We start from the raw sequence: 18998 nt of genomic DNA on the forward strand, positions 1-18998 counted from the left end.
CACCACCCTGCGCTCCGCGCTCCCGGCGCTGCACGCCTGGCACCGGGGCCGCCGCGACGAGGCCGCCACGGAGGCCTGGCGCTACCGGATCGGCTGGAAGCCGGTACCCGACACGGCGCCGCCCGCCCTGCCCGGGGTCTGGCTCGCGGTCGTCCCGCGGGACCGGCTCGGCGACCCGGCGGTGGAGCTGGCGCTCGACTCCCTCGCCGCACACGGCGCCGAGGCCGTCCGGCTGGCCGTCACGGGCGACGAGGACCGCCACACCCTCGCCGACACGCTGCGGGAAGCGGGCCGCGGCGTACGCGGAGTGCTGTCCCTGCTCGCCCTCGACGAACACCCGCACCCGCTCCACCCCGCCGTCCCGCTCGGCCTCGCCACCACCCTGCTCCTCGTACAGGCGCTCGGCGACGCGGACGTCGACGCCCCCCTGTGGTGCGTGACCCGGGGCGCGGTCTCCACCGGGCCCGCCGACCCCCTCCACTCCGTACCCCAGGCCACGGTCGGGGCGCTGGGCCGGGTCGTGGCCCTGGAGCACCCGGCCCGGTGGGGCGGCCTCGTCGATCTGCCGGCCGACGTACGGGCCGGCGACACGGGGACCGGACGCCGACTGGCGGCGGCGCTGTCCGCAGCCACCGGCGAGGACCAGATCGCGGTCCGCGCCGAAGGCGGCCACGCCCGCCGGATGCTCCGCGCGCCCGGCGCCGCGACCCCCGCCGGGCCCGGCTGGCAGCCGCGCGGCACCGTCCTGGTCACCGGCGGCACCGGCTTCATCGGGGGCCGGGTCGCCCGCTGGCTGGCGACCGCCGGAGCCGAACACCTGGTGCTGACCAGCCGCCGGGGCCCCGCCGCCGACGGCGCGGACGGGCTGCGCGCCGAACTGGAGGCACTGGGCGCCCGCGTGACGGTCGCCGCCTGCGACATGGCCGACCGGACGGCGGTGGCCGCACTTCTGGACTCGCTCGCCGGCCTTCCGCCGCTCAGCGCCGTGGTGCACGCGGCCGGCGTCGGCACGCCCGCCATGCTCGCGGACACCACCGTGGACGAGCTCGCGGCCGTCATGGGCGCGAAGGCCGCGGGCGCGGCGCACCTGGACGAACTGCTCGGTGACCGCGAACTGGACGCCTTCGTGCTGTTCTCCTCCGGCGCCGCCGCCTGGGGCAGCGGCGCGCAGTCCGCCTACGCGGCGGCGAACGCCTCCGTGGACGCCCTCGCCGAGCACCGGCGGGCGCGCGGCCTGACCGCCACCTCCATCGCCTGGGGCGCCTGGGGCGGCGGCGGCATGGTCGACCAGGCCGCCACCGAGCGGCTGCGGCTGCGCGGCCTGGATCCCATGGACCCCGGACTCGGCGTGCTGGCCCTGCGCCGCGCGGTAGAACACGGCGACACCTCGGTGATCGTCGCCGACGTCGACTGGCAGCGCTTCCTGCCCGGCTTCACCGCGGCCCGGCCGAGCCCGCTGCTCGGCGGCCTGCCCGAGGTGGCCCGCCTGCTGGCCGCCGAGGAGGCCGGCGCGGACGAGGAGCCCCACGGAGGCGAACCCCTCCTGGTGCGCCGGCTGGCGGGACTCCCCGGGGCCGAACACGAGGCGGTGGTCCTGGAGTTCGTACGCGCGGAGGCCGCGGCCGTACTCGGACACCCCTCCGCCGACGCGGTACGGGACCGGCACGTCTTCCTGGAACTCGGCTTCGACTCGCTGACCGCGGTCCAGCTCGCCAAGCGGCTCGGCCGGGCCACCGGCCTCAAGCTGCCCAGCACCCTGGTCTTCGACCACGCCACCCCGGCGGCGGTGACCACCCGGCTCCTCGCCCTCCTGACGGAAGCCCCCGGCGGCCCCCACCCGGCCGGACCGGCCGCACCCGCCGAGCAGGACGACCTCCTCGTCGGCCTCTACCGCCGGGCCGGTGAACTCGGCAGGCTCGCCGAGGGCATCGAGATGGTCACCGCCGCCGCACGGCTGAGGCCGGTCTTCGACGCCGCGTCGGCCGCCGACCACCGGCCGGACCCGGTCCGGCTGGCGCACGGGGACGAAGGACCGCAGCTGATCTGCTTCGGCCCGTACATGGCCCCCTCCGGGGTGCACCAGTACGCGCGCTTCGCGGCCGCGCTCGGCGGCCGGCGCACCGTCTGGGCCCTGCCCGAGCCGGGCTTCGCCCCGGGGGAGGCGCTGCCGCAGGACGTCGCCGCCCTCGTGGAGGTGCACGTCCGGTCCGTGGCCGAGTGCGCGGGCGAGGAGCCCGTGGTCCTCGTCGGCTACTCCTCGGGCGGCTGGGTCGCGCACGCCGTCGCCTGCCGGCTGGAGGAGCTGGGCCGGCCCGTCGAAGGCATCGTGATGCTCGACAGCTTCACCCGCGCGCACGGCATGGCCGACCGGTTCCAGTCGGCGGTGGTACGGGAGCAGTCGGAGCGCTTCGACTTCATCTCCGCGCCCGGCACCCAGCTCACCGCGATGGGCGGCTACCTGGCCGTCTTCGAGGACTGGGACGCCCCCGTGGCCAAGGCGCCCACGCTGGTCGTGCGCGCCGACGACGGGATGGCCGGCGGCGAAGAGGGGACCGACGACCGCCCGCCGGCGCCCGAACACGCCCGGACGGTCACCGAAGTACCCGGCAACCACTACACGCTGATGGAGCGGTACGCACCGTCCACCGCGACCGCTGTCGACGAGTGGCTCCTCAAGCAGTCCTGACCACCCGTCCTCCAGAAGGGAATCACCCGCTCATGAGCACCACCTCCACCTCCGCCACCCCCACGGACAACAGCCTGTGGATACGCCGCTTCCAGCCGAGGCCCGACAGCACCGTCCGGCTGGTCTGCCTGCCGCACGCCGGCGGCTCCGCGAGCTTCTACCTCCCGGTGGCCCGCGCCATGCCGGACTTCGCCGACGTGCTGTGCGTCCAGTACCCCGGCCGGCAGGACCGCCGCAACGAGCCCCTCATCGACACCATCCCCGAACTCGCCGACCAGGTGTTCACCGCACTGCTGCCCTGGGCGGACCGGCCGCTGGCGTTCTTCGGCCACAGCATGGGCGCCTCGGTGGCCTTCGAGGTGGCCCGCCGTTTCGAGCGCGAGAAGGGCATCGTCGCGGCCGCCCTCTTCGCCTCCGGCCGCCGGGCCCCCTCGGCACCCCGCCACGAGACCGTGCACCTGCGCGACGACCGTGGCCTGATCGACGAGGTCAAGAGCCTCAGCGGCACCGACACCCAGCTGCTCGGGGACGAGGAGGTGCTCCGGATGATCCTCCCGGCCATCCGCGCCGACTACCGGGCCGCCGAAACCTACGCCCCCGAGCCGGCGGAGCCGCTGAACTGCCCCCTGGTCGCGATGGTCGGCAGCGACGACCCGAAGGTGACGGTCGCGGAGGCGGAGGCCTGGGCCGCCCACACCGAAGGGCCGTTCGCCCTGCGGGTCTTCTCCCAGGGCCACTTCTACCTGGTCCGCGACCAGCGGGAGGTCATCCGGACCATGACGGACCACCTCCGCACGTCCCTCGCCCGCTGACCCTGCCCGCCGCCCCGGAGCATCCGCGCCGGGGCGGCCCCGGCGCCCACGACACCCGCCCCGCCCGGCGGCCGGTGGTCAGGGCAAGGCGCTCAGTGGCGGAGGGCGGGGATCACATCGCGCGTCTCGTCGGCCTCGATGGCCGGGGTGCGACGGTCGAGCGGTTCCGGGGGCGTCTCGTCCGCGCAGACGGTGCCCCGCGCGGGCAGCGCCAGGGTGGCGAGGTAGTCGTTGACCAGGGCGCTGACGCACGCGCTGCGGTTGTACGAGGTGTGTCCTTCGGCGGCGAAGGTCAGCAGCCGTCCGTTGTCCAGCGTCCCGGCCAGGGCCACGGCGTCCTGGTACGGGGTGTCCGGGTCCCCGGTCGTGCCGAGGACCAGGATCGGGGCGGAACCGGCCGCCCGGTAGGACCCCTCGAAGCGGCTCGGGCGCTCCGCCGGCCACTGGGCGCAGGTGGGCGCGTGGTTGTGGTCGTACGTGGGCGGCCCGAAACCGATGGCGGGTCCCAGCAGCGGGGCGGTGGCGACGTGGGCGCTGACCAGCGCGCCCAGGAGCAGGCGACCGGCCGGGTAGACGCGGTCGGCGCACTCGACGGCCATGTTGACGTTGAGGAAGTCGAACGACGCGGGGGAGGGCGGGTTCAGCAGGAACGAACCCCGGTGTGCCTGGGCCGCCCGCAGGGCCTCGCCCAGGTAGGGCCAGACCTCCTTGCCCGAGTTGATGTTGAACATCAGGCGGTAGGCGAGGGTGTAGCCGGTGGCCGGGCGTCCGCTCGCGGTGATGACCGGGTCGGCGTCCAGCGCCCGCTTGAGCTCCTCGAAGGCCTGCCGCGGCTTGCCGTCACCGAACCCGCAGGTGACGGGCTCCTGCGCGCACCAGTCCAGGAACCGGCCGACCGCCGCGTCCAGGGCGACGAACTGCCCGGCGTCGTAGGTGTACGGCACGTCGGCGTAGTGCCGCGGATCGTAGGCGCCGTCCAGGACCATGGCACGGACGCGCCGGGGGAACTGCGCGGCGTAGACGGTGCCGACGTAGCTGCCGAAGGAACGGCCGTAGAAGGTGAGCGTCTGCTCGCCGAGGGCCTGGCGGAGCAGGTCGATGTCCTTGGCGTTCGAGCCGGTGCCGACGAACGGCACGAGGTCACCGGACCGTTGCCGACAGGCGTTGGCGAAGTCGAGGCCCTGCCGGACGGCGCCGCGCAGGGCCCCCGGGCCGGGTACGCCGCGCGCGGCGTCGACGGCGGCGGAGTACTCCGTGTCGTTCCAGCACTCCACCTGCCCGCTGCGCTTCACGCCGCGCATGTCGTACCCGACGACGTCGAAGGCGTCACGGAGGGAGGCGGGGAGCGCCTCGTAGCTGTCACGGGCGAAGTCCACGCCGGAGTTGCCGGGTCCGCCGGGGTGCAGCAGCAGGACACCGGTGCGGTGGGCCCGGTCGGCCGCGGGCCGCCGGGTGACCGCGAGCGGGATCGTCCGGCCGGTCGGCTGTCGGTAGTCCAGCGGTACGCGGGCGGTCGCGCACTCGAAGCCGTCCCCGGGGTCGGCGCAGGGCCCCCAGGACAAGACGGGCACGGGCGGCGGGGCGGGCGCCGCCGTGGCGGCCCCGGGCGCGGTCCCGAAGAGCGCGGTGACCGCGATCAGGACGAGGGCCGTCCCCCACACCACTCGCTTGCGCGGGGCATCGGCCAGACGTGTCTGCATGCGGCGAACTCCCTCTGTGGTGCGTCGGCAAGGGGCAGCGCACAAGACGGGGGGACCTGCGGATGCCCGCGCTCGGCTGAGCGGCACGGACAGGTTCGCACCGTCGTACCCGGCCGGGATAGACACGGGAACGGTCATTGTCGCCCGCGCGGACCGGGAGGGTGGACATGCCCCGGTCGGCCGGGGAGAGGCCGACCGGGACACGGGGCTCAGGCCAGGTCGAACCGGTCGAGGTTCATCACCTTGTCCCACGCCGTCACGAAGTCACGTACGAACTTCTCTCCCGCGTCCTTGGACGCGTACACCTCCGACACGGCCCGGAGCTGGGAGTTCGACCCGAAGACGAGGTCGACCGCGGTGGCGGTCCACTTGACCTCGCCCGTCGCGCGGTCCCGGCCTTCGAAGACGTTCTCCGCCGTGGCCGAGGCCTTCCACTCCGTACCCATGTCGAGCAGGTTGACGAAGAAGTCGTTGGTCAACGTCTCCGGCCGCCGGGTGAACACGCCGTGCGGGGACCGCCCGAAGCCGGTGTTCAGAGCCCGCATGCCACCCGTCAGAACGGTCATCTCGGGTGCGGTCAGCGTCAACAGGTTGGCGCGGTCCAGCAGGAGGGTCTCCGGTGACAGCTTCTCCCCCTGCCGGAGGTAGTTGCGGAACCCGTCGGCCCTGGGCTCGAGCACGGCGAACGATTCCACGTCCGTCTGCTCCTGCGAGGCGTCCGTGCGTCCCGGTGCGAACGGGACCGTGATGCCGTGCCCGGCCCCCTTCGCCGCCCGCTCGACGGCCGCGCACCCGCCCAGGACGATCAGATCCGCGAGGGAGACCTTCGTTCCGCCGCTCTGGGCGGCGTTGAAGTCCTGCCGGATCCGATCGAGGGTCTGGACCGCCTCGGCCACCTCGGGCCGGGCGTTGACCTCCCAGTCCTTCTGCGGCGCGAGCCGGATCCGGGCCCCGTTGGCGCCGCCCCGCTTGTCGGTGCCGCGGAAGCTCGCCGCCGCCGCCCACGCGGTGCCGACCAGCTGGGAGACGGACAGTCCCGAGGCCAGGATCCGGGCCTTGAGGTCGGCGATCTCCGCGTCCCCGATCAGAGCGTGATCGACCGCGGGAACGGGGTCCTGCCACAGCTGCGGCGCGGGAATCCACGGTCCGAGGTAGCGCGCGAGGGGCCCCATGTCGCGGTGCAGCAGCTTGTACCAGGCCTTGGCGAACGCATCCGCGAGCTTGGCCGGGTTCTCGTGGAAGCTCTTCGAGATCGGCCCGTAGACCGGATCCAGCTTCAGCGAGAGGTCCGTCGTCAGCATCATGGGAGCGTGCCGCTTCGACGGATCGTGCGCATCGGGCACCGTGCCCTGGGCCGAGGCGTCCGTGGGGGTCCACTGGTTCGCGCCGGCCGGGCTGGTCGTCAGCTCCCAGTCGTACGTGAACAGGTTGTCCAGGTACCCGTTGTCCCACTTCGTCGGCTCGGTGGTCCACGCGCCCTCGAGCCCACTGGTCAGCGCGTCGACACCCGCGCCGCTGCCGTACGAGTTCGTCCACCCGAGGCCCATCTGCTCGACCGGGCAGCCCTCGGGTTCCGGACCGATGTACTCGGCACCGACCGCGCCGTGGCACTTTCCGAACGTGTGGCCGCCGATGATGAGCGCGGCCGTCTCCTCGTCGTTCATCGCCATGCGCTTGAACGTCTCGCGGATGTCCTTGGCGGCGGCGATCGGATCAGGATTGCCGTTGGGCCCTTCCGGATTGACGTAGATCAGACCCATCTGCACGGCACCGAAAGGCCCGGTGAGTTCCCTGTCCCCTTGGTAGCGCTCATCTCCGAGCCACGTGTCCTCGGATCCCCAGAAGATTTCCTCGGGCTCCCAGATGTCCTCTCGTCCGAATCCGAATCCGAACGTCTTGAACCCCATCGACTCCATGGCGCAGTTTCCGGCGAAGACCAACAGGTCGGCCCACGAGATCTGCCGGCCGTACTTCTGCTTGACCGGCCAGAGCAAACGGCGCGCCTTGTCGAGGCTGGCGTTGTCGGGCCAGCTGTTGAGCGGAGCGAAACGCTGAGCGCCGGAACCGCCACCGCCCCGGCCGTCGGCGATGCGGTACGTTCCCGCGGCGTGCCAGCTCATACGGATGAAGAGCGGCCCGTAGTGGCCGTAGTCGGCGGGCCACCAGTCCTGCGAGGTCGTCATCACGTCGAAGACGTCCTGCTTCAGGGCGTCGACGTCCAGATGGGCGAACTCCGCCGCGTAGTCGAAGTCCTCACCCATCGGATTGGACTGGGGCGAATGCTGGTGGAGAACCTGAAGGTCCAGCTGATTCGGCCACCAGTCACGGTTCGTCCTGGGGCGAGTCGACGTGGGGGCCGGGGAGGGGATTGCCGGGTTCTCGCTTTCGCTGCCGGACACGTCCGTCCTTCTTCCTGTCTCGGTGTTTCCACCTGCTGGCTGCTTGCTGTTGACGCTGTCTGCTTTTCCGACTGACCGAGCGTGTGTCGGCGTTCCGTATGGTCGCGCACCACGGACCGCACCGCTAAGAGAACACGCAGAGCGCCCCGCGAGACGAGAACCGGAATTGTTCCGGCGCGCCACGCAAGGGAGTGGTGAACGGGGAGGCCCGGTCTGGAAGGCTGCCTCGTCCCAGTCCCATCAGAATCCGAACAGGTGAACCGAATTGAGTAACCTGCTGGAGCGATTGCGAGGGCACGGCCGGCGCATGACCGCCCAGCGGCGTGTCGTCGCGGAGGTCCTCGACGGAGAGCACGTGCACCTCACGGCCGACGAGGTGCACGCCCGCGCCGCCCAGATGCTGCCCGAGATCTCCAGGGCCACCGTCTACAACACCCTGGGCGAACTGGTCCTGCTGGGTGAGGTCGTGGAGGTCTCCGCCCACGGCCGCGCGAAGCGCTACGACCCCAACGCGCACCACCCGCACCAGCACCTGGTGTGCTCCGGCTGCGGCACCATCCGCGACGTCCACCCGACCGGCGATCCCCTGGCCGCCCTCCCGGAGGAGGAGCGGTTCGGCTTCACGGTGTCCGGGGCCGAAGTCACCTACCGCGGGCTGTGCCCCTCCTGTGCCCCGGGCCTGCCACACACGTGATCTCGATGGCCGGCGGTGAAGGAGTCCGGGCGTGCACCGTCCGTGGCGGCCGCCGCGCTGTGGGTCACCGCGCTACGTCCACGCGCCGCCGTGGCCGCTGACCTGCGCTTCGACTCCGTCTGGCGCGGACGCGATCAGCCGGGGCGGTCTGCCTGCATGAACCGCTCCTGCCCGGGCAGACGCCAGACGGATCCAGCGTTGGAGGCGAGGCTCGCATGACGGAAGGCACGAGTCCCTACATGTCCCCGGCGCGGGTCACCGTTCTCGGGCTGCACTCCGGTGACCCGCCGTTCCGCATCGTGGAGGTCGACGGCGAGTTCGTCAGCACCGCCACGTCCATGACGGACGTGATCCTGACCGCGGCGGCCGTCGGCGTCACGATCCACGACCTGGACGACCCGGACGAGGTCCGCTGGGTCGGCGGCGGGAAGTACCACTGGAGACCGCGCTGACGCGCTGACGGCCACGGCCCGCTACGGCGTCACCGGCTTCGTGGCGCGGACGGTCGCGGAGTGCATGCCGTCCGCGACGGAGCGGATCGGGGTGATCTGGATACCGGTGAACCCGGCCGCTTCCAGGCCGGTGCGGTACTCGGCGAAGGAGAGGGCACCGGCGATGCAGCCGACGTGGTCGCCGCGCTCGGCGCGCCGGGCGGGCGAGAGGGCGTCGTCGGCGACGACGTCCAGGACGCCGATGCGGCCTCCGGGCCGCAGGACGCGGAAGGCCTCGGCGAACACGGCCGGTTTGTCGGTGGACAGGTTGATCACGCAGTTCGAGATGACCACGTCGATGGTGCCCGCCGGCAGCGGGACGGCCTCGATGGTGCCCTTGAGGAACTCGACGTTCGTCGCGCCGGCCTTCTCGGCGTTGGCCACGGCGAGAGCGAGCATCTCCTCGGTCATGTCCAGGCCGTACGCCCTGCCCGTGGGGCCGACGCGGCGCGCGGACAGCAGGACGTCGATGCCGCCGCCGGAGCCGAGGTCCAGGACGCGTTCGCCGGAGCGGAGCTCCGCGACGGCGGCGGGGTTGCCGCAGCCGAGGGAGGCGGAGACGGCATCGCCCGGCAGGGCGTCGCGCTCGTCCGCGGTGTAGAGGGCTCCGCCGAAGGTGCCGTCGGCCGCCACGGGCCCGGGCCCGCAGCAGTCGGCGACGGCGCCCTCCGCGACCTTCACCGCGGCCGCGGCGTACCGTCGGCGAACGGCCTCGCGCAGGTCCATGGACTGCTCGCTCATGACGCGCTCCCTTCGACCCCTTCGAGAAGGGCCCCGATCGGCCTGTATCGAAGAATCTCGATTCAACCTTGCGCCTTGAATCGAAGAACGTCAACATAGAGAGATGTCGAAACAAGAGCTGACCGTACTCGGCCAGGACGCCGACGGCGACGCATGCTGCGCCCCGCCGGTCGCGTCCGCGCCGCTGGACGAGGACCAGGCGGCCGAGCTGGCGAAGACGTTCAAGGCCCTCGGGGATCCGGTCCGGCTCCGCCTGCTGTCGATGATCGCCTCCCGCGCCGGCGGGGAGGTGTGCGTGTGTGAGCTGACCCCGGCGTTCGAGCTGTCGCAGCCGACGATCTCCCACCACCTGAAGCTGCTGCGGCAGGCGGGCCTGGTCGACTGCGAGCGCCGGGGCACCTGGGTCTACTACTGGGCGCTCCCCGCCGCCCTGGACCGCCTCGCGGCCTTCCTCGCCGCCCCCCGGCCCCAGCCCCAGAACGCGGGAGCGGACGCGTGACCGGCTCGCTCGCCCGCCGCGCCACGGCGGAGGGCATCGGTACCGCCGCGCTCGTCGCGGTCGTGGTCGGCTCCGGCATCCAGGCCGCCGCGCTCTCCCACGACGTCGGCGTCCAGCTGCTGGCCAACGCGTTGGCCACCGTGTTCGCCCTGGCCGTCCTGATCGCGGTCCTCGGGCCCGTCTCGGGGGCCCACTTCAACCCCGTCGTCACCCTCGTCACCTGGCTGACCGGCCGCCGTCGGCCGGAGCGGAGCCTGACCGGGCGGGACGCCGCCGCGTACGTGCCCGCCCAGATCGTCGGCGCGATCGGAGGGGCAGGTCTGGCCAACGCCATGTTCGCCGGTCCCGTGGTCGAGTTCTCCCACCACGACCGGTTCGCCGGGCACCTCTGGCTCGGGGAGCTCGTCGCCACCACGGGCCTGCTCTTCACCCTCCTCGGCCTGGCCCGCGCCGGGCGCACCGGCCTCGCTCCGGCCCTGGTCCCGGCGTACATCGGGGCCGCCTACTGGTTCACCTCCTCCACCAGCTTCGCCAACCCCGCCGTCACCATCGGCCGTGCCTTCACCGACACCTTCTCCGGCATCGCCCCCTCCTCGGTCCCGCCCTTCATCGCCGCCCAGCTCGCAGGGGCCGTCCTCGGCATCGCCCTGACCGCCGTGGTCTTCGGGCGACCGGCGACGACGGCCACACCCGCCGCGGCCGGGGCCGAGCCGTCCCTGACCGCAGCCGCCCGCTGACCCCGCACCCCCGTACGGAAAGACGTTCCCGCCATGACCCTGCCCCCCTCCGTGCTGTTCGTCTGCGTCCACAACGCAGGCCGCTCCCAGATGGCCGCCGCCTTCCTGGCCCACCTCGCCGACGGCCGGATCGAGGTCCGCTCCGCCGGCTCCGCCCCGGCCGGCCAGGTCAACCCCGCCGCCGTCGCCGCCATGCGCGAGGTCGGCATCGACATGTCGGCCCAGGTCCCGAAGGTCCTCACCACCGAGGCCGTTCAGGCGTCCGACGTCGTGATCACCATGGGCTGCGGGGACACCTGCCCGGTCTTCCCCGGCAAGCGGTACCTCGACTGGCAGCTCGACGACCCCGCCGGGCAGGGCCTCGAAGCGGTCCGCCCGATCCGCGAGGAGATCGAGCACCGCGTACGCGCCCTCATCGCCGAGCTGCTGCCGGAGTCCTGACCCCCCCACCACCTCGCGACGCTCTGACGTGTCGTGCAGCGCGACCGGTCAAGGTGGGCTAAGGTTGATCTTGCTTCTCGCGCCCGGGATTCCCGGTGGTGGGACTCGCGTTGGTGGTCCAAGGAAAGACACCCCACTTCCCGTGGGGGGATGCAGGTGCAAGGCCTGCCCAGCGCTCGATCAAGGCCCCGGCCTCCTCAAGGAGACCGGGGCCTTCGACGTGCGCGTCGCCGGGGGATCGTTTCCCCCGGTGAATCGAGCCGTCCGACCGGGTGAATCGCCCGCCGTCCCCCTGTTCGCGGGACCGGCCGCCCCGCTACACCCAGGTCTTGTGATCAAGACTCCGGTGCAGGGCACCCTGCCCGCGGCACCGCAGCCGCTCGGCCCGGCCGGGGGCGTCCGCCGAGCGCTCGTCCGGGACCGTCCGGGGCGCTCCTCAGCCGGGAAGCGAACCCTTCCGCCGCGGCCAGGCCGGTCACTTGTGCCCGCTCCCCGCCCTGCAAGGCCCCGGCCCCCGGACGTCGATTCCCCAGCCTCAGATTCCCGAGAGGACCCTCCTGTGCCCGTGCCGACTTCGATCGACCACCACGCCAAGGACTACAGCCTCGCCCATGCCTACTGCCTGGCCCAGGCAGCCGATCTGGCCTACAAGACCGAGCCCGCGATCGAGGAGAAGGCCCGCGAGTGGGGTTTCGTCCGGGTGCGCCATCACCACACCCGGTTCACCCCGCCCTTCCCCCTGCAGGACACCCAGGCCTTCACCATGGCCAGCGACCACATGATCATCACCTCGTTCCGCGGAACGGAGCCGGCTCAGATCCGCGACTGGCTCTCCGACGCGACGACCCCGCCGTGGCCCGGGCCCGCGAACACGGGCTACATCCACTACGGATTCGGCGAAGCCCTCGCATCCGTCTACCCCGACGTACGGGACACCATCGCCGAGCTGCGTACCAACGGCCAGAGCGTCTGGCTGACCGGCCACAGCCTCGGTGGTGCCCTCGCCATGCTCGCCGGCGCCCGCCTCCACCTCGAAGCCCCCAACCTCACCGCGGACGGCATCTACACGTTCGGCCAGCCCCGCACCTGCGACCGCCTCCTGGCCACCGCATGCAACAAGGGCCTGAGCAAGCGCATCTACCGCTTCGTCAACAACAACGACATCGTCCCCCAGCTCCCGCCCGAGCCCGCCTTCACCCACGTCGACACGCTGCGCTACATCGACGCCTCGGGGAAGGTCCGCGAGTCGATGACCCTGCTCGGAGGCCTCGCGGACCGGGCCAGGGGATTGACGGCCGATCCGTTCGCCCCGGCCGGCGACGGCGTGCGCGACCACTCGATCGGCAAGTACATCGCAGCGCTGAAGAGCAACCTCGCCTGACCGGCCCGCCGGTGCGGGCCGAAGATAGTAGCCATAGACATAATGTCTATGTACTCTATTCATATGAGCAAGGGTTCGCCGGGTCCCACACCCGGATTCCTGGTATGGCGGCTCGCCAACAAATGGCGCGTCGCGGTCGATCGCGCGGTGGCTCCGCTGGGCCTCACCCACGCGCAGTACTCACTGGTCGGGTCGCTGTACGACATGCAGCGCGCCGGCGAGCGGCCCAGTCAACGCCGACTCGCCGATCACACCGGCCTGGAGGCGCTGTACGTCTCGAAGCTGGCGCGTGCACTGGAGTCCGCCGGCCTGGTCGAACGCACCCGCGATCCCCACGACCCGCGCGCCGTACAGCTGGCCCTCACCGAGCAGGGCCAGGCCGTCACGCGGCAGGCCATCGAGGTGGTCCGGGACCTGATCCAGCAATTGCTGGAGCCGCTCGGCGGCCTCGACGCCCCGCGGACGCACGCGTTCACGAACGAACTGAGGACCCTGCTCGACGTACCTCTCGCTCCATCCCTGCCGAACGACGAGAGCACCCAGGGGAGAACACCATGACCACGACCGCATCCACCTCCGCCACACCCCGTGCCGACTCCCGCGCCCTCGGCCTGGCCCACTACGCCGCCCGCGGCGTCCTGGAGCGCGTCCTGGCCCGCCACGGCATCACGTTCCAGCAGCACGTCGCCCTGCGCGCCGCCGTCACCGCCGACGCCCCGCAGACGCCGGACGACCTCGTCGCCCAGGTCGGGGGCTCCCTGAAGGGCGATCCGGCCGACATCCAGGCCGCTCTCGACCAGCTGCTGGCCAAGCAGCTACTCGTCGAGAGCGGCGCGCACCTTCACCCCACGGATGCGGGGCGGGAGCTGATCGCCGCCGTCGGCGCGGAGGTCGCCCCCGTCACCGCCCGCATCTGGGACGGGATACCCGCCGAAGACCTGGCCGCCGCCGGCCGCGTCCTCGCCCTGGTCGCCGAGCGCGCCAACGCGGAACTCTCGGCGCTGACCGCCTGACCGAGCCCGAAAGATCCGGACTGCTAGCGCACGGCGCGGCAGTCGGCGAGGCTCACCGCCGGACACCCCAAGGCGGCGGACAGCACCCGGCGTTGGCATTCCGTCAGCTCGGACAGGAACACCACCGCGCAGGCCGCGGTCCGCTCACGGAGCGCGGCGGCTTCGCGGACCTTGCCGGAGCGCAGGAGGGTGCGGGAGGAGAACGGGCGCTCCATCAGGCGCACTCCGCCGTCCGAGACACCCCGTCGCTGCACGATGCGCCCGACGACGCGGCCGCCCAGGGCCGACACCCGCGCTTCGGCCTCGTCCATGAGCGTGACGAACTCCTTCCTCTTCGAGGAGAAGAGCCCGACGAGCACGAGGTCGGCCCCCGCGACGCTCAGGGTCCGGACCGCAGCCTCCACGGCCGTCTTCGGGCGCTGGGGTCGGCGCTCGCGCTTTCGGTTCGGGTGCACGGGTCCACCGTAGGTACCGCGCTGCACGGGGTGGAACCGGGTTTCCCCGTCGTGGGCCGGCACCCGGCGGATCGGCAGCTGTGGGACTCCGACCCGGGGTCTTCAGGGTCTCCCTGGCATGATCACCGCATGACCAGTGAGTTTGTGCGGCCCAACCCCAGGAAGTGTGTCCTCTTCGATGTCGACGGCACGTTGATCGACGCCTTGGGGAACCAGCGCCGGGTCTGGGCAACCTGGGCGGGGCGATACGGACTGGACGCCGCTGAGGTGTACCGGGTTGCGCTGCGGACGCGGCCGATGGAGACCTTCGCGGAGGTGGCTCCGGACCAGGATCCGGAGGAGTGCCTGGCGGCGCTGCACGAACTGGAGGACGAGGACGTCCGGTCCGGCATCTACGCGGCTTTCGACGGTGCGTCGGAGCTGCTGGGCACCCTGCCAGCGGGGGAGTGGGCGCTCGTCACGTCCAACTACGAGCACCGGGTGCGCGGGCGTTTCACCCGGACCGGTCTGCCGGTTCCGCCCGTCATCGTCGACGCGGCCGCGGTGGAGGAGGGCAAACCCTCGCCCGTGCCCTACCTGCTGGCCGCCGAGCGGCTCGGTGCCCGGCCCGAGGACTGCCTGGTCATCGAGGACGCCCCGTCCGGAATCGAAGCAGGACTGCGGGCCGGCATGACGGTGTGGGGCGTCAACACCACGGCTGCGGTGGCGGGCGTGCACCGTCACTTCACGAGCCTGCGCGAAGCGGTCCCCCACATCCTCGCTTTCGCCCACCCGGAGGGGGCGGCCGGAGTGGGATGATCACATTGTGGCGTGTGCGACCGCGACGACGCGCGGCGCCCGCGGAGGCGGACCCCGCCGTCACGGGCTCTGCCCGCGGTGGACGCCCTCCGAACAGCCGGGCGGCTTGAGGTCAGGGCGCACGTGGTCAGAGAGGCTGGAGGCGGGTGTGCAGGAGGCAGAATTCGTTGCCTTCCGGGTCGGCCAGGACGTGCCAGTTCTCGGTGCCGGTCTGGCCGACGTCGACGGGCCTGGCGCCGAGAGCGAGCAGCCGCCGCAGCTCGGCGTCCTGGTCGCGGTCGGTGGGGTTGACGTCGATGTGCAGGGGAAGCTTCCCGGTCCGCGGGTCGCTGCTGGGGCTGAGGATGAGGCTGGGCTGCGGGCCGCCGAAGCCGACGTCCGGCGGGCCGATCTCGATGCTGCCGTCGTCCTCCCGGCCGAGTTCGACGTAGCCGAGGACCTGGCTCCAGAACGCGGCGAGCCGGTCGGGGTCGGCGGCGTCGATGACCAGCTCACTGATGCGGCATGCCATGCCCGTCAGTGTACGTAGGCAACCCGAGACGCGCCGTTCAGCCGACGTTGGCGAGCAGCCGGGTGCGGGACCGACGGGATTCGAACCCGCGGGGCCGACGGCCAGGTCCGGCGATCGGCCGCTAGTCCCGGCCACCAGGGACCTCCGGTGTCCGGGATCGCGATGAGCCGCTCTGCCACAGCCCCGCACCCTGAGGGACCGCGCAGTCCCGCTGAGTTGGAGTGTAGCGGTGCGACCGACCAGGTCGGCCGCTGAAACGATCGTCCTCAGCCGGGGCTGCTCTACCGTTGGTGGGATGCGCAATCTCGCAGCGGGCCTCGCGGCCTTCGCCGCCGTGCTGCTCGTCGCCCCGGTCCCGGCGCGCGCCGCCGCCGCGGCGCCGTGCATCGCGAAGTCCGGGAGCGATGCCACCGAGACTCGTGAGGACAGTTCGGTCGACGAGGGCGAGATCCGGTGGACCGCGAGTACGAAGTACAAGGCCGAGTACCAGCACGCGAACGGGGCGTGGTCGTACTCCGGCGCGAAGATCAGGATCGCGCCGGATTCGGCGACGACCGTCAACGACCTGAACTACGAGGACTTCTCCGACGCGAAGAACGCGGCGGCCGGGGTGTGGTCGCGCCATCCCGGCCCGGCGGCGACGGACCTGATCCGCTTCAACAGGGCGCGGATGGACACCTTCGACCCGGCCACCCGCCGGATGGTCGCCGCCCACGAACTCGGGCACGCGCTCGGGCTGTGCCACAAGTCGGGCAGCGGCAAGAGCGCCGTGCGGTCCGTGATGTGGCCGGAGGTCGCCCGGTACCCCGACGTGCCGACCGATGTCGACAAGGCCAACTACAAGAAGCTGTGGGGCTGATCATGAGCGTGAAGGTGTGGGTCGGCGGGTGCCTCGCCGCCGGCGTTGCCGCCGCCGGTGCGGCCTGGTTCACCGTCGCCGCCCAGGAGGCCGAGACCGTGCACGCGGTGTGCGGCCCCGACCTGGGCCGGGACGACGTCGTCGCGGCGAGGTCCAAGGGCGTGGCCGTCGTGGAGGCGGTCGAGAACACCCGGTACCGGGAGGACGGCGGGAGCGCCTACCTGACGACCCGGGTGAAGACCCTGGCGACTCTCAAAGGGGAGTTCGGAGAGGTCCTGGAGGTCACACAGGGCGTGAAGAACGGCGGCGCCCCGGGCCGTTACGCCACAGAAGACCCGGACCGCTACACGGTGCTGGAGCCCGGCCGCCAGTACGTCATCGCGGTCCAGTCGGGATCGACGACGGACACCGCGGGCAGTGAGGCGTGGGCGTGGTACTCCGAGCCGGCGCAGCGGGGCATCGCCGGGGAACGGGACCACTGGAAGCGGGCCCTGGCCACGACACCCGACACCGGCGCGAACAGCGGCTGCGAGGACGTGCACGCGGGCTGATTCCCGGCGGGGGAGGGCAGCCCGGAAGGTGATCGGGCGAATCGACGTCAGTCGGAGGGCTGCCCCCGTGCGAGGCATGGATCCTGACCGGCCGCCGGCAATCCGCACGAAGGTACAGCGCCCGGTGACCAGGACAGCCGTACCGGTCGTGCGGCGCCGCCCCGTCGCTCGACTGTCCGAGCACCATGCGACGATCAGACCCCACCCGGCGGCCGCAGTATGACCGACCGGCTGCCGGTTGCGAATCCACCCTTCGAGCAAGGAGCGCCACGCGCATGTCCATACCCCCGCCACCGCCGCCGTCCCCTCAGCCCTACGGCCAGCCCTATGGGCAGCCGTACGGGCAGCCGGGACAGCCCGGGCCGCCCGGGCCGCACGCCGGGCCGCATGGCTGGTATGCGCCGCCGCTGACGCCGCCGAAGACCAACGTGCTGGCCATCGTGGCGTTCGTCATGTCGATCGTCTGCGCGCTGCCACTGGTCCCGCTGATTCTGGGCATCATCGCCCTCTCCCAGATCCGCAGCCGTGGCGAGAAGGGCAAGGGCTTTGCCATCGCGGCGATCGCCATCCACGGCGCGACCATCGCGTTCTACGCCATCCTGCTGATCCTCGGCCTGTCCGGAGCTCTGGACGACGGCCCGGCGCCGAAGCGTGACACCAGCGGCCAGGTCACCGGCTCGGGCTCCAGCAAGGTCAACGACATCCGCAAGGGGGACTGCTTCAAGACGGGCGGCGACCTCGCGGAGTACCAGGACAAGGAGGACGGCCAGGCCGCCCTCTCGGTACGCGTCGTGCCCTGCGAGCAGCCTCACGAGGGGGAGGCGTACGCCGTCTTCAACCTGGAGGGCGGCCCGTACCCCGGCTCGGCGAAGGTCGTCTCGATGGCCGAGGAGAAGTGCGGCGGCACGCTGCTCACCGACTACGTGGGCAACGACGCCAAGCTCTCGGAGAAGCTGGAGGTGTACTACTACTTCCCGCAGTCCGCCACCTGGACGCTCGGCGACCGCAAGGTCACCTGCTTCATCGGCGACGCCAGCGGCGCGAGCACCGGCTCGGTCCGCGCCCAGCATTCCTGAACCGTGATCGCAGGTCGGACGTCGTCATGCCGGTCCGTCTGATGGCGCCGATGTCCGCGGTGGCCCGCCGCCCCTGAACGCATGGGCAGCAGCGCAGCACGCCGATCGTGGCCGGGGTTCCCGCGACAACCGTCGCGGGAACCCCCTCGCGCGCTGTGCGGAGCCGACCTGGCCTTCGCCGTGCCGAGAGCCGGGCGAGCCTGCCCTGCTGCTCGGCGTGAAGGCGGTGCCGGGCGGCCCTGTCAGTGGGGGAACAGCGGCGATGCGGCGGCTTCCGAGCTGCTGTTCCAGTAGGTCACGCGGGCCTTGTCGTCCACGTAGACGCCGCCCTTCGGCATCTCCAGGAGTACGCCCTCACCCGTGTTGTTGTCGGGCCTCTGACCGTGCGGCGCGAGGGCCATGTTCTTCACGAGGGTGCTGACGTCCTTGTTGCTCTGGCGCAGGAGCAGACCCGCGTAGGCCACCTTGCCGGGGGCGAGGGTCACCTCCGTCTGCGGCTTGGAGTTCTCGAAGACCCCCACGAGCCGGCCGTGGCCGTCGTTCAGCCGGAGTACGGGATAGGTCCGCAGCTTGCACGGCTTGGTGCTGGTGTTGGTGACGGTCAACAGGAGCTTCGAGTCGTCCTTGGCGGGTGGCACGGCCCACTCCACCTTGACTTCGGTGGAGTCGTCGGGGCAGTTGCCGTCGATGCCCGTGGGGTCGCCCTCGGCCTCGCCCGGACGGCCCGGCGCGGGGGAGGACGCGGAGGGCTTGGCGGAGGACGGCGCGGAGGCCGAGGGGACGACCGGCGCGGACGCGGAGACGGAAGGCGACGCGGAAGTGGAGGGGGAGGACTTCGGCGGCGGGGTGGCGCCGGCCTTGTCGTCGCCGGGCTCGCAGGCCGTGGCGGCCAGGAGCGCGGCGGTGGCGAGGCCGAGGGCGCCGAGCGTCCGGGCGTGGGTGGTCTTGCGGGATGTGCGCATCATGAGCCCCCGTGGCTGCCGGCGTACTGGATTGGCCTGGACAGGATGCCCACCCTGACCTGCGGATTCACGTCGCCTCGGGGCACCGTTACAGCTCTCGTATGTGGCGGTAACGGTTCCGTCGTAACGGCGGGGTCGGGCCCTGACACCGACGCGCATGCTGCGGGGGTCGGCGTGCGGACCGGCCAGTAC

Annotated in this window: 20 protein-coding genes; 14 read left to right on the plus strand and 6 right to left on the minus strand. The window is 72.2% G+C overall.

Translation table 11 applies throughout. The features are described 5' to 3' along the window. Together ACFV0Q_RS22355 and ACFV0Q_RS22360 are read left to right on the plus strand one after the other, a co-directional pair. Positions 1 to 2686: type I polyketide synthase (locus ACFV0Q_RS22355; RefSeq protein WP_385007972.1), on the plus strand; the 2686-nt coding region annotated here is incomplete at its 5' end. Positions 2687 to 2718: 32 nt separating this feature from the next. Next, positions 2719 to 3498 (plus strand): thioesterase II family protein, encoded by a 780-nt coding sequence (locus ACFV0Q_RS22360; RefSeq protein ID WP_385007974.1) that lies wholly within the window; start codon positions 2719 to 2721, stop codon positions 3496 to 3498. Between the two features lie 92 nt (positions 3499 to 3590). Here the strand turns inward: ACFV0Q_RS22360 and ACFV0Q_RS22365 are convergent, their stop codons facing one another. Together ACFV0Q_RS22365 and katG are read right to left on the minus strand one after the other, a co-directional pair. Beyond that, the gene (locus tag ACFV0Q_RS22365) at positions 3591 to 5198 is read right to left on the minus strand and encodes an alpha/beta hydrolase (RefSeq protein WP_385007976.1); all 1608 of its coding nucleotides are present in this window, start codon (positions 5196 to 5198) and stop codon (positions 3591 to 3593) included. A gap of 209 nt (positions 5199 to 5407) precedes the next feature. Continuing rightward, a complete protein-coding gene (katG, locus tag ACFV0Q_RS22370; protein ID WP_385007978.1) occupies positions 5408 to 7597 on the minus strand; it encodes a catalase/peroxidase HPI in 2190 nt (729 codons plus the stop codon). A gap of 265 nt (positions 7598 to 7862) precedes the next feature. Here katG and ACFV0Q_RS22375 point away from each other — a divergent pair, with 265 nt between their 5' ends. Beyond that, positions 7863 to 8291: a Fur family transcriptional regulator gene (locus ACFV0Q_RS22375; protein ID WP_385007980.1), complete on the plus strand. Its 429-nt coding sequence runs from the start codon at positions 7863 to 7865 to the stop codon at positions 8289 to 8291. Between the two features lie 215 nt (positions 8292 to 8506). Further along, entirely contained in the window at positions 8507 to 8743 is a 237-nt protein-coding gene (locus ACFV0Q_RS22380; RefSeq protein ID WP_385007982.1) for a hypothetical protein, read from the plus strand. Positions 8744 to 8764: 21 nt separating this feature from the next. Here ACFV0Q_RS22380 and arsM read toward each other — a convergent pair whose 3' ends face one another. Further along, positions 8765 to 9523: an arsenite methyltransferase gene (arsM, locus tag ACFV0Q_RS22385; protein ID WP_385007984.1), complete on the minus strand. Its 759-nt coding sequence runs from the start codon at positions 9521 to 9523 to the stop codon at positions 8765 to 8767. A gap of 103 nt (positions 9524 to 9626) precedes the next feature. Between arsM and ACFV0Q_RS22390 the strand changes: the two genes are divergently transcribed. The 6 genes from ACFV0Q_RS22390 (at position 9627) to ACFV0Q_RS22415 (ending at position 13594) form a co-directional block, all read left to right on the plus strand. Further along, positions 9627 to 10022, plus strand: coding sequence for an ArsR/SmtB family transcription factor (locus tag ACFV0Q_RS22390; protein WP_385007986.1), 396 nt, complete (start codon positions 9627 to 9629; stop codon positions 10020 to 10022). Next, positions 10019 to 10759: an aquaporin gene (locus ACFV0Q_RS22395; protein WP_385007988.1), complete on the plus strand. Its 741-nt coding sequence runs from the start codon at positions 10019 to 10021 to the stop codon at positions 10757 to 10759. The genes ACFV0Q_RS22390 and ACFV0Q_RS22395 overlap by 4 nt, the downstream gene beginning before the upstream one ends. A 33-nt stretch (positions 10760 to 10792) precedes the next feature. After that, positions 10793 to 11200: an arsenate reductase ArsC gene (locus ACFV0Q_RS22400; RefSeq protein WP_385007990.1), complete on the plus strand. Its 408-nt coding sequence runs from the start codon at positions 10793 to 10795 to the stop codon at positions 11198 to 11200. Positions 11201 to 11759: 559 nt separating this feature from the next. Further along, on the plus strand, positions 11760 to 12581 hold the full coding sequence (locus ACFV0Q_RS22405; protein WP_385007992.1) for a lipase family protein: 822 nt from the start codon (positions 11760 to 11762) through the stop codon (positions 12579 to 12581). 63 nt (positions 12582 to 12644) lie between these two features. Beyond that, complete coding sequence (locus ACFV0Q_RS22410; RefSeq protein ID WP_385007994.1) at positions 12645 to 13139, plus strand: MarR family winged helix-turn-helix transcriptional regulator; 495 nt, start codon at positions 12645 to 12647, stop codon at positions 13137 to 13139. Then, the gene (locus ACFV0Q_RS22415; RefSeq protein WP_385007996.1) at positions 13136 to 13594 is read left to right on the plus strand and encodes a MarR family winged helix-turn-helix transcriptional regulator; all 459 of its coding nucleotides are present in this window, start codon (positions 13136 to 13138) and stop codon (positions 13592 to 13594) included. The genes ACFV0Q_RS22410 and ACFV0Q_RS22415 overlap by 4 nt, the downstream gene beginning before the upstream one ends. Before the next feature lie 23 nt (positions 13595 to 13617). Here ACFV0Q_RS22415 and ACFV0Q_RS22420 read toward each other — a convergent pair whose 3' ends face one another. Next, positions 13618 to 14049, minus strand: a complete 432-nt coding sequence (locus ACFV0Q_RS22420; protein WP_385007998.1) for a hypothetical protein — start codon at positions 14047 to 14049, stop codon at positions 13618 to 13620. A gap of 129 nt (positions 14050 to 14178) precedes the next feature. Here ACFV0Q_RS22420 and ACFV0Q_RS22425 point away from each other — a divergent pair, with 129 nt between their 5' ends. After that, positions 14179 to 14847 (plus strand): HAD family hydrolase, encoded by a 669-nt coding sequence (locus ACFV0Q_RS22425; RefSeq protein ID WP_385008000.1) that lies wholly within the window; start codon positions 14179 to 14181, stop codon positions 14845 to 14847. A gap of 127 nt (positions 14848 to 14974) precedes the next feature. Here the strand turns inward: ACFV0Q_RS22425 and ACFV0Q_RS22430 are convergent, their stop codons facing one another. Further along, positions 14975 to 15358, minus strand: coding sequence for a VOC family protein (locus tag ACFV0Q_RS22430; protein ID WP_385008001.1), 384 nt, complete (start codon positions 15356 to 15358; stop codon positions 14975 to 14977). A gap of 295 nt (positions 15359 to 15653) precedes the next feature. Between ACFV0Q_RS22430 and ACFV0Q_RS22435 the strand changes: the two genes are divergently transcribed. From ACFV0Q_RS22435 to ACFV0Q_RS22445, 3 genes are all read left to right on the plus strand, one after another. Continuing rightward, positions 15654 to 16217: a hypothetical protein gene (locus ACFV0Q_RS22435; RefSeq protein ID WP_385008002.1), complete on the plus strand. Its 564-nt coding sequence runs from the start codon at positions 15654 to 15656 to the stop codon at positions 16215 to 16217. 2 nt (positions 16218 to 16219) lie between these two features. After that, positions 16220 to 16768 (plus strand): hypothetical protein, encoded by a 549-nt coding sequence (locus ACFV0Q_RS22440; protein ID WP_385008004.1) that lies wholly within the window; start codon positions 16220 to 16222, stop codon positions 16766 to 16768. A gap of 275 nt (positions 16769 to 17043) precedes the next feature. Next, positions 17044 to 17844: a DUF4190 domain-containing protein gene (locus tag ACFV0Q_RS22445; RefSeq protein ID WP_385008006.1), complete on the plus strand. Its 801-nt coding sequence runs from the start codon at positions 17044 to 17046 to the stop codon at positions 17842 to 17844. A 242-nt stretch (positions 17845 to 18086) separates the two neighbouring features. Here ACFV0Q_RS22445 and ACFV0Q_RS22450 read toward each other — a convergent pair whose 3' ends face one another. Further along, positions 18087 to 18809 (minus strand): DUF4232 domain-containing protein, encoded by a 723-nt coding sequence (locus tag ACFV0Q_RS22450; protein ID WP_385008008.1) that lies wholly within the window; start codon positions 18807 to 18809, stop codon positions 18087 to 18089. Between the last annotated feature and the right edge of the window lie 189 nt (positions 18810 to 18998).

It is taken from the genome of Streptomyces sp. NPDC059564 (genome assembly GCF_042735575.1).
Taxonomy (GTDB): Bacteria; Actinomycetota; Actinomycetes; order Streptomycetales; family Streptomycetaceae; genus Streptomyces.

Coding starts and splice junctions, on each gene's coding strand:
- ACFV0Q_RS22360 (WP_385007974.1), top strand. CDS start 2,719: ATGAGCACCACCTCCACCTCCGCCACCCCCACGGACAACAGCCTGTGG.
- ACFV0Q_RS22365 (WP_385007976.1), bottom strand. CDS start 5,198: ATGCAGACACGTCTGGCCGATGCCCCGCGCAAGCGAGTGGTGTGGGGG.
- ACFV0Q_RS22380 (WP_385007982.1), top strand. CDS start 8,507: ATGACGGAAGGCACGAGTCCCTACATGTCCCCGGCGCGGGTCACCGTT.
- arsM (WP_385007984.1), bottom strand. CDS start 9,523: ATGAGCGAGCAGTCCATGGACCTGCGCGAGGCCGTTCGCCGACGGTAC.
- ACFV0Q_RS22390 (WP_385007986.1), top strand. CDS start 9,627: ATGTCGAAACAAGAGCTGACCGTACTCGGCCAGGACGCCGACGGCGAC.
- ACFV0Q_RS22400 (WP_385007990.1), top strand. CDS start 10,793: ATGACCCTGCCCCCCTCCGTGCTGTTCGTCTGCGTCCACAACGCAGGC.
- ACFV0Q_RS22410 (WP_385007994.1), top strand. CDS start 12,645: ATGAGCAAGGGTTCGCCGGGTCCCACACCCGGATTCCTGGTATGGCGG.
- ACFV0Q_RS22415 (WP_385007996.1), top strand. CDS start 13,136: ATGACCACGACCGCATCCACCTCCGCCACACCCCGTGCCGACTCCCGC.
- ACFV0Q_RS22425 (WP_385008000.1), top strand. CDS start 14,179: ATGACCAGTGAGTTTGTGCGGCCCAACCCCAGGAAGTGTGTCCTCTTC.
- ACFV0Q_RS22430 (WP_385008001.1), bottom strand. CDS start 15,358: ATGGCATGCCGCATCAGTGAGCTGGTCATCGACGCCGCCGACCCCGAC.
- ACFV0Q_RS22435 (WP_385008002.1), top strand. CDS start 15,654: ATGCGCAATCTCGCAGCGGGCCTCGCGGCCTTCGCCGCCGTGCTGCTC.
- ACFV0Q_RS22440 (WP_385008004.1), top strand. CDS start 16,220: ATGAGCGTGAAGGTGTGGGTCGGCGGGTGCCTCGCCGCCGGCGTTGCC.
- ACFV0Q_RS22445 (WP_385008006.1), top strand. CDS start 17,044: ATGTCCATACCCCCGCCACCGCCGCCGTCCCCTCAGCCCTACGGCCAG.
- ACFV0Q_RS22450 (WP_385008008.1), bottom strand. CDS start 18,809: ATGATGCGCACATCCCGCAAGACCACCCACGCCCGGACGCTCGGCGCC.